Source organism: Pseudomonas sp. LBUM1663, from assembly GCF_059695905.1.
This window is the reverse complement of the sequence record NZ_CP166792.1, coordinates 3,740,846-3,756,135: the sequence shown is the minus strand read 5'-3', so window position 1 is coordinate 3,756,135 and position 15,290 is coordinate 3,740,846. Positions and strand designations below refer to the sequence as shown.

Sequence of the window (15,290 nt, the reverse complement as noted above, 5' to 3'; positions counted from 1 at the left end):
ATGAAAATCGATCTGACTGGAAAACTCGCCATTGTCAGCGGCAGCACCGCCGGCATTGGCTTGGGCATCAGCAAGGCGCTGGCCGAATCCGGCGCCACGGTGGTGGTGATCGGCCGCGAGACGGCCAAGGTCGAACAGGCGCTGGCGAGTATTCGCCAGAGCGTGCCGGGCGCGCAATTGCGTGGCCTGACCGCCGACCTCGGCACGGCCGAAGGGGCCGAGCAACTGTTCGTCGCCGAACCGCGGGCGGACATCCTGGTGAACAACCTCGGGATCTTCAACGAGGTGGATTTTTTCGACACCCCGGACAGTGAGTGGACGCGCTTCTATGAGGTCAACGTGATCTCCGGCGTGCGCCTGTCCCGGCATTACGTACCGGACATGGTCAAGCAGGGCTGGGGCCGGGTGATTTTCCTGTCCTCGGAATCCGGCATCGCGATCCCGGCCGACATGCTCAATTATGGAGTGACCAAAAGTGCCAACCTCGCGGTGTCCCACGGTCTGGCCAAACGCCTGGCGGGCACTGGCGTGACGGTCAACGCGATCCTGCCCGGCCCGACGCTGACCGATGGCCTGGAGCAGATGCTCAAGGACGCCACCGCCAAATCGGGGCGAAGCGTCCGGGAAGAAGCCGATGCGTTCGTGCGCAAGGCCCGGCCGACGTCGATCATCCAGCGTGTAGCGAATGTCGAGGAGGTCGCGAACCTGGTGGCCTACATCGCCTCACCGCTGTCCTCGGCCACGACAGGCGCGGCATTGCGGGTCGACGGCGGTGTCGTCGACAGCATGGCGATCTGAATTTTTTTGATTGAGAGAGAGGGTTACATGGCAAAGGCATCAGCGTTTATCGACATTCCGGCTTCGGCCGATGAGGTGTGGCAATTGATTGGCGGCTTCGACACGCTGCCGGACTGGCTGCCGTTTATCCCGAAAAGCGAACTGAGTGAAGGCGGGCGGGTGCGCAGCCTGCAAACGGCGGATGGGGCGGTGGTGGTTGAGCGGTTGGAGACGTTTGATAACGCCGGGAAGACTTACAGCTATTCGATTTTGCAGGCACCGTTTCCGGCGACTGAGTACCTGGCGACGATCAAGGTCGAGGCCCAGGGGCAGGGGGCGCGGGTGACGTGGTCGGGGCGGTTTGCGCCTGTCGGTGTCAGTGAGGCAGAGGTTGAGGCGTTGTTTGCCGGGATTTATCAGGGCGGGCTCGAGGCCCTTCGGGCGAACTACCCAACCTAGCAGTACAACGCAACCTTTGTAGCAGCTGCCGAGCCTGCGAGGCTGCGTTCGGCGACGCAGTCGTCGTAAAACCTGCGAACGCGGTTTTCCTGATACACCGCAGGGTTTGATTTCACGACGACTGCGTCGCCGAACGCAGCCTCGCAGGCTCGGCAGCTGCTACGCAATGGTGTGGGGCTTCAGGTCTGTGGAATCAGGTTCTCCCCACAATCGAGCACCAACCGCGCACCACCCAACTCACTGGTGCCCACTTCCAGCGCAAACCCATGCAGACCGACAATCGCCGCGACGATCGACAACCCCAACCCGAACCCGCTTTTCTGATTCCCGCCCTCGGCACGGTAAAAACGCTGGAACACCGCTTCGCGTTCGCTTTCCGGGATGCCAGGTCCTGAGTCGAGCACTTCGATTCGCGTGTGCCCAGCGTCATTGACCCCGCGCAAGATCACCTCGCCACCGGGCGGGGTAAATTTGATCGAGTTGCTCAGCAGGTTCGCCACGGCTTCAAACAACAGCGCCCGATCGCCATTCAACATTGGCATCGACGCTGGCAGCTGAAGTTTGAACACCAGTTCGCCTTCCTCCGCCAGCGGCAGGTAAAAGTCATGCAGCTCCTGCAACAACGGCACCGGATCCAGCTGCACAAAACCCGAACGCCGCTGGCGATCTTCCAGTTCGGAAATCCGCAGCAATCCACGAAACCGCGCCATCAATGTATCCGCTTCACCGAGCACCGAGTCCAGTTGTACGGCCAGGGTCGAGCCGTCATCCGCCTGCTGCTGGATCCGGTACAGCTGCGCTCGCAAGCGCGTCAGCGGTGTGCGCAGGTCATGGGCGATGTTGTCGCACACCCCCTTGACCTCGTTCATCAAACGTTCAATGCGTTCGAGCATGGCATTGACGATGGCGGCGAGCATGTCCAGCTCATCGCGGCGGTTGGACAGCGGCAAACGCCGGGTCAGGTCCCCGGCGACGATGGCTTCGGCGCTGGCCTGGATCGCACGAATCCGCCGCAGCGGACGCCGGCGCAACAGATGCCAACCGGCGATGCCGGGCAGGATGGTCAGCGTCACGCCCCAGAACAACGCGTGCAGAATGATCCGGGTCACGGCAAACAACGAACCGTTATCGCGCACCAGCACCAGCCAGCGACCGTCCTTGGTCTGCGTCGCGACCGCGTCGCAACTGTCGGCGGGCAGGCTGGGGTCGTCAGACTCGGCGCAGTCGCCGAGCATGTGGATCTTGCCATCCAGCGGCAAGCCTTCGGGCATGTGCCGCAGCGCACCGCTGAGGTAACGGTGCTGCGAATCGAACAGGCCGTAGGCGTCGATGCCGCGAATGTCGAAGGTCATGCTGACGGCGAGGGCGTCGGCCAATTGTTCGCCCTGAAAATGCGAAAACAGGTGCTGGCGCTGCATTAGCGAGTGCTTGGCCAGATTGTCCAGGTAGGCGGACACCTCGTAGTACATGACCCCCATCAGAATCCCGCTCCAGAGCACGAACAGCGAACTGTAGAGCGCGAGCAAGCGGCTGCTGGATGAGCGCCAGCCGTTAGAGGGGTTCAGCAATGACATAACCCGAGCCTCGCACGGTCCGAATCAGTGGGACTTTGCCAGGCGGGTCGATCTTCTTGCGCAGCCGGCCGATGTGCACATCGATGAGGTTGGTGCCGGGGTCGAAGTGATACCCCCAGACCTCTTCGAAAATCATCATCCGCGACAGAATCTGCCCGGTGTTGCGCATCAGGAATTCCAGCAACTTGTACTCGGTGGGCAACAGCGTCAGCAACTGATCATCGCGGCTGGCTTCGTGGCTGATCAGGTTCAGCTCCAGATCGGCGACCCGCAGCGTGGTCGCCTGGGCGGTCACGGTGTTCTGGCGACGCAACAGGACTTCAACCCGGGCGGCCATTTCATCGGTGGCAAACGGCTTGGTCAGGTAATCATCACCGCCGGCCCGCAAGCCGCGCACCCGCTCATCGACGTCGGAGAGGGCGCTGATCATCAGGATCGGCGTGGCCACGCCCATGGTCCGCAGCGTGGTGACAATGGCCAGGCCATCGAGCTCCGGCAACATGCGGTCGAGGGTGATCAGGTCGTAATTGCCGCTGACCGCACGCTCCAGGCCTTCGCGACCGTTGTTGACCCAATCGACGTCGAGGCCGTGGCTACTGAGTTCGGCGACGATTTCCCGGGCGGTCACGGCGTCGTCTTCGATGGTCAAGATGCGGGTCATAGGGCTGGCCTGATAGTCAGTTCATGGCAGAGTGTGTGGGCATTTTGCCAAGAATAACCGGCGGCTTAATAAATTAACTTTCATGTTGCTTCATGAACGAGTCAGGCGCATTGATATCATCGGGCCACAACTCAAACAGGAAGCTGATCTGTGGGTACTTGGATTCGCCGCGGCGGGATGCCGATTGTTCTCTTATTGCTGTGCATTGCCAGTGCATCCGCCTGGGCCGGCAACACACCGTGTTCGGGAAAAAAGGGAGGCATTGATCGCTGTGACGGCGATCTGTTCCTGTGCAGTGACGGCTCGATCAGCGCTTCGAAGAAAAGCTGTTCCGGGACTTATGGTGGTGGCCAAAGCCAGGCCCGTCCGCAAACGCTGTTGCAGAGTAACGATGGCTGCACCTGCAGCACTGGTTCGTTTTGCACCGGCCCCAGAGGCGGCGTGTATTGCCTGACTCCAAGCGGCAACAAGAGCTACAAGCGCAAGTAGTTCGTACGCAATGCATAAAACCCGCTGCAATTGCCGCTTCCTTGCATTTTGCATGGATATAGGAAGTTCAAAATTTATAAGCTTTTGAAATAAAAAAATTTATTTAAAGTTCGCGACTGGCACGGTGACTGCACTTCCTTCTTTGAAGAGTTGTAACACCATCTTTCCTGCCTGGAGCGATACAACAATGAATAGATCCTCTGATGGTTTCTATCCTGCCGCAGAAGAATCAAGCACGCTCTCGGGTGTGTCCTGGGGCGCGATCTTCGCCGGTGCCGCTGCGGCGGCGGCGTTGTCGCTGATTTTGGTGCTGCTGGGATTTGGCCTGGGATTCTCGGCTGTTTCTCCGTGGGCCAACGAAGGCGTGAGTGCCAAGGGCTTGGGCATTTCAACGATCGTGTGGCTGGCGGTGACGCAAATCGTGGCGTCCGGGCTCGGTGGTTACATCGCCGGTCGTCTGCGGGTGAAGTGGGCCAACATGCACGGCGATGAAGTCTATTTCCGTGACACGGCTCATGGTTTTCTGGCCTGGTGCGTGGCCACGCTGGTAACCGCGACGTTGGTCGTCGGTTCGGTCAGCAGCATCGTCAGCGGTGGCGTGCAAGCCGGGGCGAGTGTGGTCGGTGGCGCGGCGAGTGCCGCGACTCAGGCCGCTGGCACCGCTGCGGGCAATACCGACAGCGACCAGTATGGCTACTTCGTTGACAGCCTGTTTCGCGATGATCGTCCGGCTGCCGTCAGCGATGACGCCGCCCGCAGCACCGTGACTCGCATCTTCGTCCGCTCCCTGGGCAACGACGGTCAACTGTCTGCCGAAGACCGGACTTACCTGGCGCAATTGGTCGCCCAGCGTACCAACCTGACCCAGGCCGATGCCGAACGCCGTGTCGATGAAGTCTACGCCCGCACCCAGAAAGCCGTGGCCGACGCCAAGCTCGCTGCGCAACAAGCGGCTGACACCGCCGCTAAAGTCGCCGCATGGACGTCGTTGTGGATGTTCATTGCGCTGCTGATCGGTGCGTTTTTTGCCAGCCTTGCCGCGACCTTCGGCGGTCGTCGTCGGGATGCCGTGGAGTATCTGGAAACCGACACCTACGTGACCACCACTTCCGTGCCACCTGTTCGCTAACCCAGGAGAATTACCATGCGCTCATTACTGCTGTTCTTTCTTGGCGTGCCCATCCCGATCATCATCCTGATCGCCCTGTTCATGCATTGATCGACTGAGGCTCATGCCTCTGCCGCTTCCGCCTCGGGTGGAAGCGGCGTTTTGCTTTCTGGCGTCCAATAAAGCGAAGATGCCCCACTGTGGGAGCGAGCCTGCTCGCGATAGCGGACTTTCAGTCGATGATGATGTCGCCTGATGCACCGCTTTCGCGAGCAGGCTCGCTCCCACACTTATTTTGCATTGATTCAAGAAGGGGAGAAGTACGTTGGACAAGAAGGAAATCAAACGGCAACTGCTGGCGATGCTCGACGCCGGGCGCTCCAAAACCGAGACGTTCAAGGCGTTCTCCGGTGGGGCGGTCAAGGATCGGGTATTGGCTTACTGGATTGGTGCCCGGCCGGATCCGGCCCTGCGGGAGAAACACTCACGCAAGGTCACCCTTCTGATCGCGCTGACCTGCATTCAGGCATTGCTGGGGGCGGTCTCCGGGTTTTACCTGGGCGCGATGATCGGCTCCGGTGCCGTGGTGTTTTTCACCCTGTTCGCGGCGTTGGTGCCGCTGGCGTTTGCCTGGGGCTTCTACAAGAACGTGGCACAGGCTTACACCATTTACGTGATTCTGACCGTCAGCCAGATTTCGCGGATGTTCAAAGGCTATGAAGAAGATCCGGTGATGACCGTGGTCGGCGTCGTTATCACCCTGGGCATGGTGTTCTTCGTCGCCTTGGTAAAAAACCTGTTGTTCCCGGACCTGGGCTTCGTCGGCTCGAAAAAGGTCAAGGGTGAGTACGTGTTCTCCAACTGATCGACAGATTGGGGTGCGGAGTCTTTCACTGGCCTGGATCAATATTCTCTTCTGCGATATCTCCTACCGTAAAAGATCCAAGCCCCTTCTGCGGCTTCGACTACATTGCTTTGACGCGCACCCTGTTGCGCTGTCGAAGTACCGGAGCGAGCTTTTTACCGAGTCGTTGGCCCGCAAGGTGTAGTGCAGCAAGGAGCTGTGGAACCTCACCTGAACTCTCATGGATGAACATCGCAATGCCACGTTTAGAAAGAACCTTCGATATCCAGCCGCTGCCGCGCGCGGATATGACTGTGCACATCAATGGCCAGCCGGTCAGCGCCGCCCTTGGCGAAACCGTCCTCACGGTCATTCAATCCCTTGGCCTGCGCCAGGTGGCCCGAAACGATCACGATCAAATCAGCGGCGCCTATTGCGGCATGGGCGTGTGCCAATGCTGCCTGGTGAAAATCAATGGGCGGCACAAACGTCGCGCCTGCCAGACCGTGGTGCGTGATGGCATGCGGGTCGAAACCCAAGTCAACCGCATCGTTGAGCAGGAGGGTGTATGAGCCTGCGTCCGGTGATTGTCGGCGGTGGGCCGGCAGGGATGGCGGCGGCCATTGAACTGGCCCGGCACGGCGTGCGTTGCACGTTGCTTGAAGAAGCTTTGCGGCTGGGCGGCGTGGTCTATCGCGGACCGTTGCGCGATGGTGTGCAACTCGACTATCTGGGACCGCGGTACTCGGAAGCGCTGGCCACCTTGCATGGCGAGTTTCAGGCGCACGCATCGCTGATCGATGTGCGCCTGAATCACCGCGTGGTCGGCGCCGAAGGCACGCGGGCGTTGGTGGTGCTGGACAGCGAGGAGCAGTTGCAGGAAGTCGACTACCCGCAATTGCTGCTCGCCGCCGGTTGCCATGAGCGCAGCGTGCCGTTTCCTGGCTGGACCTTGCCCGGCGTGATCCTGCTGGGCGGCCTGCAATTACAAATCAAGAGCGGAGTGGTCAAGCCGCAGGGCCCCGTGGTGATTGCCGGCACCGGACCTTTATTGCCGTTGGTGGCCTGTCAGCTGCACGCGTCCGGCGTGACGGTCGCGGGTGTTTACGAGGCGTGCGCGTTCGGCAAGATCGCACGGGAAAGCCTGTCGTTGCTGAACAAGCCGCAGTTGTTCCTCGATGGCTTGAGCATGCTCGCGTTCCTCAAACTGCACGGCATCCCGATGCATTACGGCTGGGGCGTGGTGGCGGCGCAGGGTGAAGGTGAGCTGAATGGCGTGACCGTGGCGCCGTATTCCAGCACCTGGGTGCCGGACCTGAGCCGTGCCGAGCAAATTGCTGCGCAAACCCTGGCGGTTGGCTACGGTTTTATCCCGCGCACCCAACTCAGTCAGCAGATGGGCCTGAACCATGGCTTCAGTGACGATGGTTACCTGCGGGCCAGTGCCAGTATCTGGCAGCAAAGCAGCGAACCTCACGTGCACCTGGCCGGTGACATGGGCGGCATTCGCGGTGGCGAAGCGGCGATGCTTGCAGGACGGATTGCGGCCACATCGATCCTGCTGCAACGGGACGTGCTGGACGCGGAACTGGCCCTGGTACGGCGCAATCGTTATTTGTCGAAGCTCAAGGCCATCGTGCGCTTTCGTGCGGCGGTCGATCGCTACACCGAGCGCGGCGCCGGGCAAACCGCGCTACCGGCCGCCGACACGGTGATTTGCCGTTGCGAACACGCGACCCGCGCCGACATCGACCGGGCGCTGGAGCAGGGCGTGCAAGACCTCGCCAGTCTGAAAATGCGCACTCGGGTGAGCATGGGCGATTGTCAGGGGCGGATGTGCGTCGGTTATTGCACCGACCGTTTGCGCGAAGTCACGGGTCGGCAGGATGTGGGCTGGTTGCGGCCGCGCTTCCCGATCGATCCGATTCCCTTTTCTGCATTCACCTGCGTCGGCATGGAGACCGCCAATCATGAGTAAGTTTTATGACGTGGTCATCGCCGGTGGCGGTGTGATCGGGGCGTCCTGCGCCTATCAATTTTCGAAACGCAAAAACCTCAGGGTCGCCTTGATTGACTTTAAGCGCCCGGGTAACGCCACCCGCGCGTCAGCCGGTGGCTTGTGGGCGATTGGCGAGTCGGTAGGACTGGGCTGCGGGGTGATTTTCTTTCGCATGATGTCGGCCAATCGCAAGCGTGAAGCCCAGGGTTCGGCGGTGGTGGTGGATTCCAGCACGCCGCACATCCTGCCGCAGTCGTTCTTCGATTTCGCCTTGCAGTCCAACGCGATGTACCCGGCGCTGCACCAGGAGTTGAAAGACCGTCACGGGATGGATTTCAAGTTCGAAAAGACCGGCCTGAAATTCGTGATCTACGACGAGGAAGACCGGCTCTACGCCGAGCATATCGTCGCCTGCATTCCCCATCTGGCCGATCAGGTGCGCTGGCTCGATCAGGCGGCGTTGCGCGCGGCCGAGCCGAGTGTCAGCCATGAAGCGAGTGGGGCGCTGGAGTTTCTCTGCGACCATCAAGTCAGTCCGTTCCGACTGGCCGATGCCTACACCGAAGGCGCGCGGCAGAACGGCGTGGACCTGTATTTCAACACCAACGTCACCGGGGTCTTGCACCATGGTTCTCGCGTCAGCGGCGTGCAGACGGCCGAGGCTGGAGTGTTTCACTGCAACACCCTGATTAACGCAGCGGGTGCCTGGGCGGCGGATTTGAGTGAGCAGGCCACCGGTATCCGGATTCCGGTGAAACCGGTGAAGGGGCAGATTCTGCTGACCGAGCGCCTGCCGAAAATCCTCAACGGTTGCCTGACCACCAGCGATTGTTATGTGGCGCAGAAGGACAATGGCGAGATCCTGATTGGCAGCACGACGGAGGATAAAGGCTTCGACGTGACCACCACCTACCCGGAAATTGCCGGGCTGGTGCAGGGGGCGGTGCGGTGTCTTCCCGAGTTGGCGGATGTGAATCTCAAGCGGACCTGGGCGGGACTGCGGCCGGGGTCACCGGATGAGTTGCCGATTCTTGGGCCGATGAATGGGGTGGAGGGTTACCTCAATGCCTGTGGGCATTTCCGCACGGGGATTTTGACGTCGGCGATAACCGGGGTGTTGCTGGATAAGCTGGTGAACGGTGAGGCGTTGCCGCTGGATATCACGCCGTTTTTGGCGGATCGGTTTGCGGTGGAGACCGTTGAGCTGAAGAAGTTGGCCTGACATAAGACCGGGTTATCGTTCTCGCGGGCAAGCCTCGCTCCTACAGGTCCGGTGCCCCCTGTACGAGCGAGGCTTGCCCGCGAAGGCGGCATCACCATCTCCCAATGACTCAAACCTTACCCGATTCCCGCTCCTCCATCTGATCCGCCTCAAACAACCTCGCCAACTCCGCCCGGGCTTCCTGGGCGGTCTGCAGCACCTTCGCCGCATCGTCATAAATCGCATGCTGAGCCTCCAGCACCTGTTCGTCGTGATGCTTGAAGCGCTTGATCCGCGCATCGGCCTGCGCCTGGGTCAGCCCCAGTCCGACCAGGGTGCGACGACTCATTTCCAGACTCGAATAATAGGTTTCCCGAATCGCCTCGGCACCAAGGTCCACCAACCGGTGCACATGCTGACGGTTACGAGCCCGGGCGATGATCTTGATGTGCGGATAGAGCTTGTGCACCACCTCGGCGGTCTTGATGTTGGTGTCCGGGTCATCGGTGGCGATGACAAAGTATTCCGCCTGCTCGACCTTGGCCGCGCTGAGGATTTCCGGGCGCATCGGATCGCCGTAGAACACCGGCACGCCGCCGAAGCTGCGGGACAGCTCGATGGTTTCCACGGACGTGTCCAGCGCCACGAACTTGATGTTCTGTGCCCGCAGAATCCGCGCCACGATCTGCCCCATCCGACCCATGCCAGCGATCACCACACGCGGTGCGTCGGTGTCGATTTCGCGGAATTTCTCCGGCACCACCACGGGCTGCACCTTCGGCGAATACAGGCGTGCGCACAGCAGCAACAGCAGCGGGGTGACGGCCATGGACAGGGTGATTGTCAGCACCAGCAAATCGTACAGGCGCGCCTCGAACAACCCTTGATCCCGACCAATTTTGAACACCACAAACGCGAACTCACCGCCGGCCGCCAGCACGATGCCCAGCCGAATCGCACTGACTTTGCCCAACCCACCGGCCAATCGGCCCACCACAAACAGCAGCGGCAGTTTGATTGCGATCAGCAACAGGGTCAGGCCCAACACCGTGATCGGCGCGCTGAGCAGCAGGCTCAGGTTGGCGCCCATGCCGACGCTGATGAAAAACAGCCCCAGCAACAGGCCCTTGAACGGTTCGATTTGCGCTTCCAGTTCGTGACGGTATTCAGAGTCCGCCAGCAGCAACCCGGCGAGGAACGCCCCAAGCGCCATCGACACGCCGACCAGGTCCATCAGCCACGCGGTGCCGATTACCACCAGCAACGCGGTGGCGGTGGACACCTCGGGCAAACCGGTCTTGGCCACCACGCGAAACACCGGGCGCAGCAGATACCGCCCGCCGATCACCACCACCGCGATACTGCCCAACACCCGCAAGCCGTGATTCAAATCCTCGGCCGCCGTGGTGGTGTGATCGCCGCCCGCCAGCAGCGGCACCATGGCGATCAACGGGATTGCCGCGATGTCCTGGAACAGCAGAATCGCGAATGCCAAGCGTCCGTGAGGACTGGTCAGTTCCTTGCGTTCGGCCAGGCTTTGCAGGCCAAACGCGGTGGACGACAACGCCAGCCCAAGGCCGAGGACGATGGCGCTATTCAGCGGCTGGCCGAAGACAAACAGCGCCAGCACGCCGATCACCGAACCGGTCAGCAACACCTGCGCCAGGCCCACGCCAAACACCGATTTGCGCATCACCCACAAGCGACGCGGCGACAATTCCAGGCCGATGATGAACAGCAGCAACACCACGCCGAGCTCGGAGATGTGGCTGACGCTTTGTGGATTGCCGATCAAACCCAGGACTGACGGCCCAATAATGACGCCGGCAAACAGATAACCCAGTACCGCTCCCAATTGCAGGCGTTTGGCCAAGGGCACGGTGAGCACCGCGGCGAACAGAAACACAACGGCGGCTTGTAAAAGGTTGCCTTCATGGGGCATGACAAAACTCCATCTACTCGGTACGGCGGGGGCGACAGGATAAAGGTTGGAGCCACAGGCGTCAGCAAAGAGCTGGAGTCATGCTGTTACACTTTGCATCAATTGGTTAAATTCATAGAGTAAGCTGATCAATCTGTCCGTCCCTCGAGTGCACACCATGGCGATCAACTTCGACCTCAACGATCTGCAAGCCTTTCGTGCCGTGGTCGAGCAGGGCAGCTTTCGCAAAGCGGCCGATACCGTGCGCATTTCCCAGCCAGCATTGAGCCGGCGAATTGAAAAACTCGAAGACGCCCTCGGTGTGCGCTTGTTCGAGCGCACCACCCGCAAGGTCAGCCTGACCCAGGCCGGGCGCGGTTTTATGCCGAGTGTCGAGCGATTGCTCGATGACCTCGACATCGCATTACTGGGCATCAGTGAAGTGGCTTCGACCCGGCTCGGCCATGTCACGGTGGCCTGTGTACCCTCGGCGGCTTACTACTTCATGCCGCGCGTAGTTGCCCATTACCACCGGCAATTCCCGCGGATCAAAGTCAAGGTACTGGACTCCAGCGCCCATGACGTGCTCAGCGCAGTGGTCAACGGTGAGGCGGATTTTGGTCTGAGTTTCATGGGCACGCTGGAGGCCGAGGTCGAGTTCGAGCCGCTGGTGCAGGAAGGTTATGTGGTGGCCTGTCGGCGCGATCATCCGTTGGCCGGGCGCAGCAGCGTGAGCTGGGATGAGTTTTATCAGCAGGATTACATCTCGCTGGACAAGACGTCCGGCAATCGTTTTTTGCTGGACCAGGCACTGACCGGCATCGTGCCGCAGCGACCGAGTATCTGCGAAACCCGTCATGTCACGACGATGATTGGACTGGTGGAGGCGGGGTTGGGTGTGGCAGCGGTGCCATTGATGGCGATGCCGGCAGCCGATCATCCGATCCTGACGCGGGTGCCGCTGACCGACCCGCAGGTGATGCGCAGTGTCGGTCTGATCAAACGCCGGGGGCGAACCCTGACCCCGGCGGCGTTGGAGTTGGAACGGCTGGTGGTGGAAATGAAAGTGCAGCCACCCGTTCTCAGCGGCTGACTGAATCCAGACCGGTTGCTTTCACGTCCGGCTGAGCGGCCGAGGAGGCCATATAGTCAAGCAGTGCCTTGGCTTCGACCGGGTGTTGCGCGCCGACCGGTATGCCGGCCGCAAAACGTGTCACCGACTGCATCGATTCCGGAATCTTCGCCACAAAACTGACCCCCGGCACTGGCAGCAATTCGCTGACTTGCTGGAATCCCAACTGATAGTCGCCCGTGGCAACCACCGAGCCGACCGGGATTTTCGGGATCATTGTTGATTTGGGTTTCAATTGATCTTCGATGCCCAGACGCCTGAACAGTTGATTCTCGATGTACACGCCGCTGGCGCTGTCGGAGTACGCCACTGACCGGGCCTCCAGCAAGGTCTTTTTCAGGCCGTCCACAGAGCTGATGTCTGGCTTTGGCGCGCCTGTGCGCACCACCAGACCGATCCGCGAATCCGCCAGTTCCACCCGTGAAGCAGGGTCGACCTTGCCTTGTTTGATCAAGTCGTCGAGGGCATAGCCGACCATGATGACCACGTCAGCCTTCTCGCCTCGGGCGAGGCGATTAGGGATCGCCTCCGGCGCCTTGCCCATCGACGGCCCCAGGGCGGTGTCGAGCGTGTTGCCGGTGGATGCCGCGAACTTCGGGCCGAGGATTTTGTAGGCAGCGGTAAAGCCACCGGAGGTCATCACGCGAATCTCTTCGGCCTGGGCGACCGTACTCAGGCCAAGGCTGGCCGCCAAGGCCAGGGCTGCAAAGTTAAATAGCTTCTTCATGGGCATTTTCTCGAAAAGGACGGGTTCAAGACATCGCCGGTTGCAGGCGACCGGTCGAGCGACGGTAGAGATACAGCGTCGCGCACAAGGCGCAGAGCGCGGCGAAACTCATCCAGTAGCCGGGCGCAGCCTTGTCGCCGGTGTACTGAATCAGGAAGGTCGACATCGCCGGGGTGAAACCACCGAATACCGCGGTGGCCAGGCTGTAGGCCAGGGAGAAACCGGCGACCCGCACCTCGACCGGCATGATTTCCGTCAGCGCGGCGATCATCGCGCCGTTGTACAAGCCGTAAATGAACGACAGCCACAGCAACACCAGCAGCATGTGCATGAAGCTCGGCGCGTTGACCAGGAAGGTCAGCGCCGGATACGCGGTGGCGAGGGTCAACAACGCCATGGCGATCAACACCGGACGCCGACCGATACGATCGGACAAGGCCCCGCCAAGGGGTAGCCAGAAGAAGTTCGACACACCCACCAGCAAGGTCACCAGCAGCGCATCGGACGTGCTCAGATGCAGCACGGTTTTGCCGAACGTCGGTGCGTACACGGTGATCAGGTAGAAGGCCGTAGTGGTCAGCGCGACCATCATCATTCCGGCGAAGACGATCACCCAGTTCTGCGCCAGTGTGCGGAACACTTCGCCCATAGTCGGGCGGTGTTTGCGCGCGGTAAATTCTTCGGTTTCTTCCAGGTTGCGCCGCAGGAAGAAAATGAACGGCACGATCAGGCAGCCAACGAAAAACGGTATCCGCCAGCCCCAGTCGGCAATCATCGCCGGCGCCATCCATTGATTCAGCCCATAACCCAAGGCCGCTGCGACAATAATTGCCACTTGCTGGCTGGCCGACTGCCAACTGGTGAAAAAGCCTTTGTTGCCGGGCGTGGCGATCTCCGAGAGGTACACCGAGACACCGCCCATTTCTGCACCCGCCGAGAAGCCCTGCAGCAATCGGCCGATCAGCACGATGGCCGGTGCGAACAAACCGATGGTCTCGTAACCGGGCACCAACACAATCAATATCGTGCCGCTGGCCATGATCGACAGCGTGACAATCAGCCCTTTGCGCCGGCCCACATCGTCGATGTAGGCACCCAGCACCACCGCGCCCAACGGCCGCATGAGGAAGCCTGCGCCGAACACCGCGAAGGTCATCATCAGCGAGGCAAACTCGCTGCTGGCCGGGAAGAACACGGCGGCGATCTGCGTGGCGTAAAAGCCGAAAAGGAAGAAGTCGAACTGTTCGAGGAAATTGCCCGAAGTGACCCGGAAAATTGCACCGGCGCGAGAACGCCCGGAAGGGATTGATGCTGTCATTGACCTGTACTCCACCGCTTTTATGACGTGCATTGCCTGGACGCAGTGCACGGTTCTTATTGAGGCGAATGGTGGAACAGGGCGATCGATATGATAAGTGCATTGTTGGCATGCATTAATGCGTGAAACGGATCAATGTGCGCCGAAGGAATGATTCACCGTGAGCGCAGTCGGAGTTGGGTATGCCATCAACGGAGGATCACCCATGAACAGCAAAACCCTCATCGCCGCCCTGGCCATTGCCGCTGGCGTTGCCGGTATCAACCCCATCGTTCAGGCGGATGACCCACCCGCAAAAACCGTCCAGCCTGGCGTCAACAACACCCGCGAACTGGTGGTCGGCGACCGCGCCCCGGACATGTATCAACGCACTGAAAAAGCACTGCGCAACTGGAAAGCCAAAGGCCTGAAAGCACCGAAGGAACAGGCGCAGTGGGTGCAGATCAATGACAAGTACATGATGGTGATGATCACCAACGGCACGATTGTGGACATCACTCCGGTGGAGCGTTAGGTCACCCAGTAACAATTGGCCAAGGAAGGTTGATTGAAATCGTCCGCTGCTCCGGTAAAGATCGGCGGCGATTTTGTTGACTGGATGTCAGGAGTACCCGTTGGAGAAGAAACCGCTCTACCGCAAGATCAACACTCGCACCTGGGGTGTTCGACACAACGATTACACGGGTGAATACCGTCATCAACGCCATACAAAAGCGGCGATCAATTGCGATGCATCCCGTGAGTCGATGCATGGAACCCGTCGGTATGGCTTCGATTACACACCGCTGTACAAGTTTTTACTGTCCAGAGTCGGTCGGCGTTGGGACGAAGTTTTCAGTGAGGCGGTTGCCAGGCTTGATCGCCCTGAGCCGGTTTTCTGGATGGTTGCGTTGCGTGAAAGTGAACAGAAGGATTACGTCAGGACAGATGAGTCCAGCTACTTCAGCGGCTTGTTCGTTGATGATCAAGGCTTGCTCGCAATAGTCGCGCCTGAGTTGACTGCCGAGAACATGGCCACGTTCTGCCACTGCTGCACCCATAGTTTCAACGGCATCCCTTACGGGCAGCGCAAGGGCTGAG

General features: G+C 60.3%; 16 protein-coding genes. 11 read left to right on the top strand and 5 right to left on the bottom strand.

Annotated elements, in window-relative coordinates; genetic code table 11:
* Entirely contained in the window at positions 1-798 is a 798-nt protein-coding gene (locus ACA075_RS17125; RefSeq protein WP_497294053.1) for an SDR family NAD(P)-dependent oxidoreductase, read from the top strand.
* Positions 799-825: 27 nt separating this feature from the next.
* Complete coding sequence (locus ACA075_RS17120) at positions 826-1,236, top strand: SRPBCC family protein (protein WP_497294051.1); 411 nt, start codon at positions 826-828, stop codon at positions 1,234-1,236.
* A gap of 179 nt (positions 1,237-1,415) precedes the next feature.
* On the opposite strand, the gene ACA075_RS17115 is transcribed toward ACA075_RS17120, so the two are convergent.
* Both ACA075_RS17115 and ACA075_RS17110 read right to left on the bottom strand, forming a co-directional pair.
* Complete coding sequence (locus ACA075_RS17115; RefSeq protein WP_497294049.1) at positions 1,416-2,810, bottom strand: sensor histidine kinase; 1,395 nt, start codon at positions 2,808-2,810, stop codon at positions 1,416-1,418.
* Positions 2,788-3,471 (bottom strand): response regulator transcription factor, encoded by a 684-nt coding sequence (locus tag ACA075_RS17110; protein ID WP_010455216.1) that lies wholly within the window; start codon positions 3,469-3,471, stop codon positions 2,788-2,790. The genes ACA075_RS17115 and ACA075_RS17110 overlap by 23 nt, the downstream gene beginning before the upstream one ends.
* 177 nt (positions 3,472-3,648) lie before the next feature.
* Here ACA075_RS17110 and ACA075_RS17105 point away from each other — a divergent pair, with 177 nt between their 5' ends.
* From ACA075_RS17105 to hcnC, 6 genes are all read left to right on the top strand, one after another.
* Entirely contained in the window at positions 3,649-3,960 is a 312-nt protein-coding gene (locus ACA075_RS17105; RefSeq protein ID WP_497299281.1) for a YdcA family protein, read from the top strand.
* 187 nt (positions 3,961-4,147) lie between these two features.
* Positions 4,148-5,089 (top strand): hypothetical protein, encoded by a 942-nt coding sequence (locus tag ACA075_RS17100; protein ID WP_497294047.1) that lies wholly within the window; start codon positions 4,148-4,150, stop codon positions 5,087-5,089.
* Positions 5,090-5,393: 304 nt separating this feature from the next.
* Positions 5,394-5,933: a hypothetical protein gene (locus ACA075_RS17095; RefSeq protein ID WP_497294046.1), complete on the top strand. Its 540-nt coding sequence runs from the start codon at positions 5,394-5,396 to the stop codon at positions 5,931-5,933.
* 236 nt (positions 5,934-6,169) lie between these two features.
* Positions 6,170-6,484, top strand: a complete 315-nt coding sequence (hcnA, locus tag ACA075_RS17090) for a cyanide-forming glycine dehydrogenase subunit HcnA (protein WP_497294044.1) — start codon at positions 6,170-6,172, stop codon at positions 6,482-6,484.
* A complete protein-coding gene (gene hcnB / locus ACA075_RS17085; RefSeq protein ID WP_497294042.1) occupies positions 6,481-7,890 on the top strand; it encodes a cyanide-forming glycine dehydrogenase subunit HcnB in 1,410 nt (469 codons plus the stop codon). The genes hcnA and hcnB overlap by 4 nt, the downstream gene beginning before the upstream one ends.
* Complete coding sequence (gene hcnC, locus ACA075_RS17080) at positions 7,883-9,133, top strand: cyanide-forming glycine dehydrogenase subunit HcnC (RefSeq protein ID WP_497294041.1); 1,251 nt, start codon at positions 7,883-7,885, stop codon at positions 9,131-9,133. Before hcnB ends, hcnC begins: the two co-directional genes overlap by 8 nt.
* 109 nt (positions 9,134-9,242) lie before the next feature.
* Here the strand turns inward: hcnC and ACA075_RS17075 are convergent, their stop codons facing one another.
* Complete coding sequence (locus ACA075_RS17075) at positions 9,243-11,054, bottom strand: monovalent cation:proton antiporter-2 (CPA2) family protein (RefSeq protein WP_497294039.1); 1,812 nt, start codon at positions 11,052-11,054, stop codon at positions 9,243-9,245.
* A 157-nt stretch (positions 11,055-11,211) separates the two neighbouring features.
* Here ACA075_RS17075 and ACA075_RS17070 point away from each other — a divergent pair, with 157 nt between their 5' ends.
* Positions 11,212-12,126 (top strand): LysR family transcriptional regulator, encoded by a 915-nt coding sequence (locus ACA075_RS17070; RefSeq protein ID WP_497294037.1) that lies wholly within the window; start codon positions 11,212-11,214, stop codon positions 12,124-12,126.
* On the opposite strand, the gene ACA075_RS17065 is transcribed toward ACA075_RS17070, so the two are convergent.
* The gene (locus tag ACA075_RS17065) at positions 12,116-12,892 is read right to left on the bottom strand and encodes a substrate-binding domain-containing protein (RefSeq protein WP_497294035.1); all 777 of its coding nucleotides are present in this window, start codon (positions 12,890-12,892) and stop codon (positions 12,116-12,118) included. The genes ACA075_RS17070 and ACA075_RS17065 overlap by 11 nt on opposite strands.
* 25 nt (positions 12,893-12,917) lie before the next feature.
* On the bottom strand, positions 12,918-14,210 hold the full coding sequence (locus ACA075_RS17060) for an MFS transporter (protein ID WP_497294033.1): 1,293 nt from the start codon (positions 14,208-14,210) through the stop codon (positions 12,918-12,920).
* 205 nt (positions 14,211-14,415) lie between these two features.
* On the opposite strand from ACA075_RS17060, the gene ACA075_RS17055 reads away from it, so the two are divergent.
* Both ACA075_RS17055 and ACA075_RS17050 read left to right on the top strand, forming a co-directional pair.
* Positions 14,416-14,724, top strand: coding sequence for an RcnB family protein (locus ACA075_RS17055; protein WP_094471931.1), 309 nt, complete (start codon positions 14,416-14,418; stop codon positions 14,722-14,724).
* Positions 14,725-14,824: 100 nt separating this feature from the next.
* Positions 14,825-15,289: a hypothetical protein gene (locus ACA075_RS17050; protein WP_497294032.1), complete on the top strand. Its 465-nt coding sequence runs from the start codon at positions 14,825-14,827 to the stop codon at positions 15,287-15,289.
* The last annotated feature ends 1 nt before the right edge of the window (position 15,290 follow it).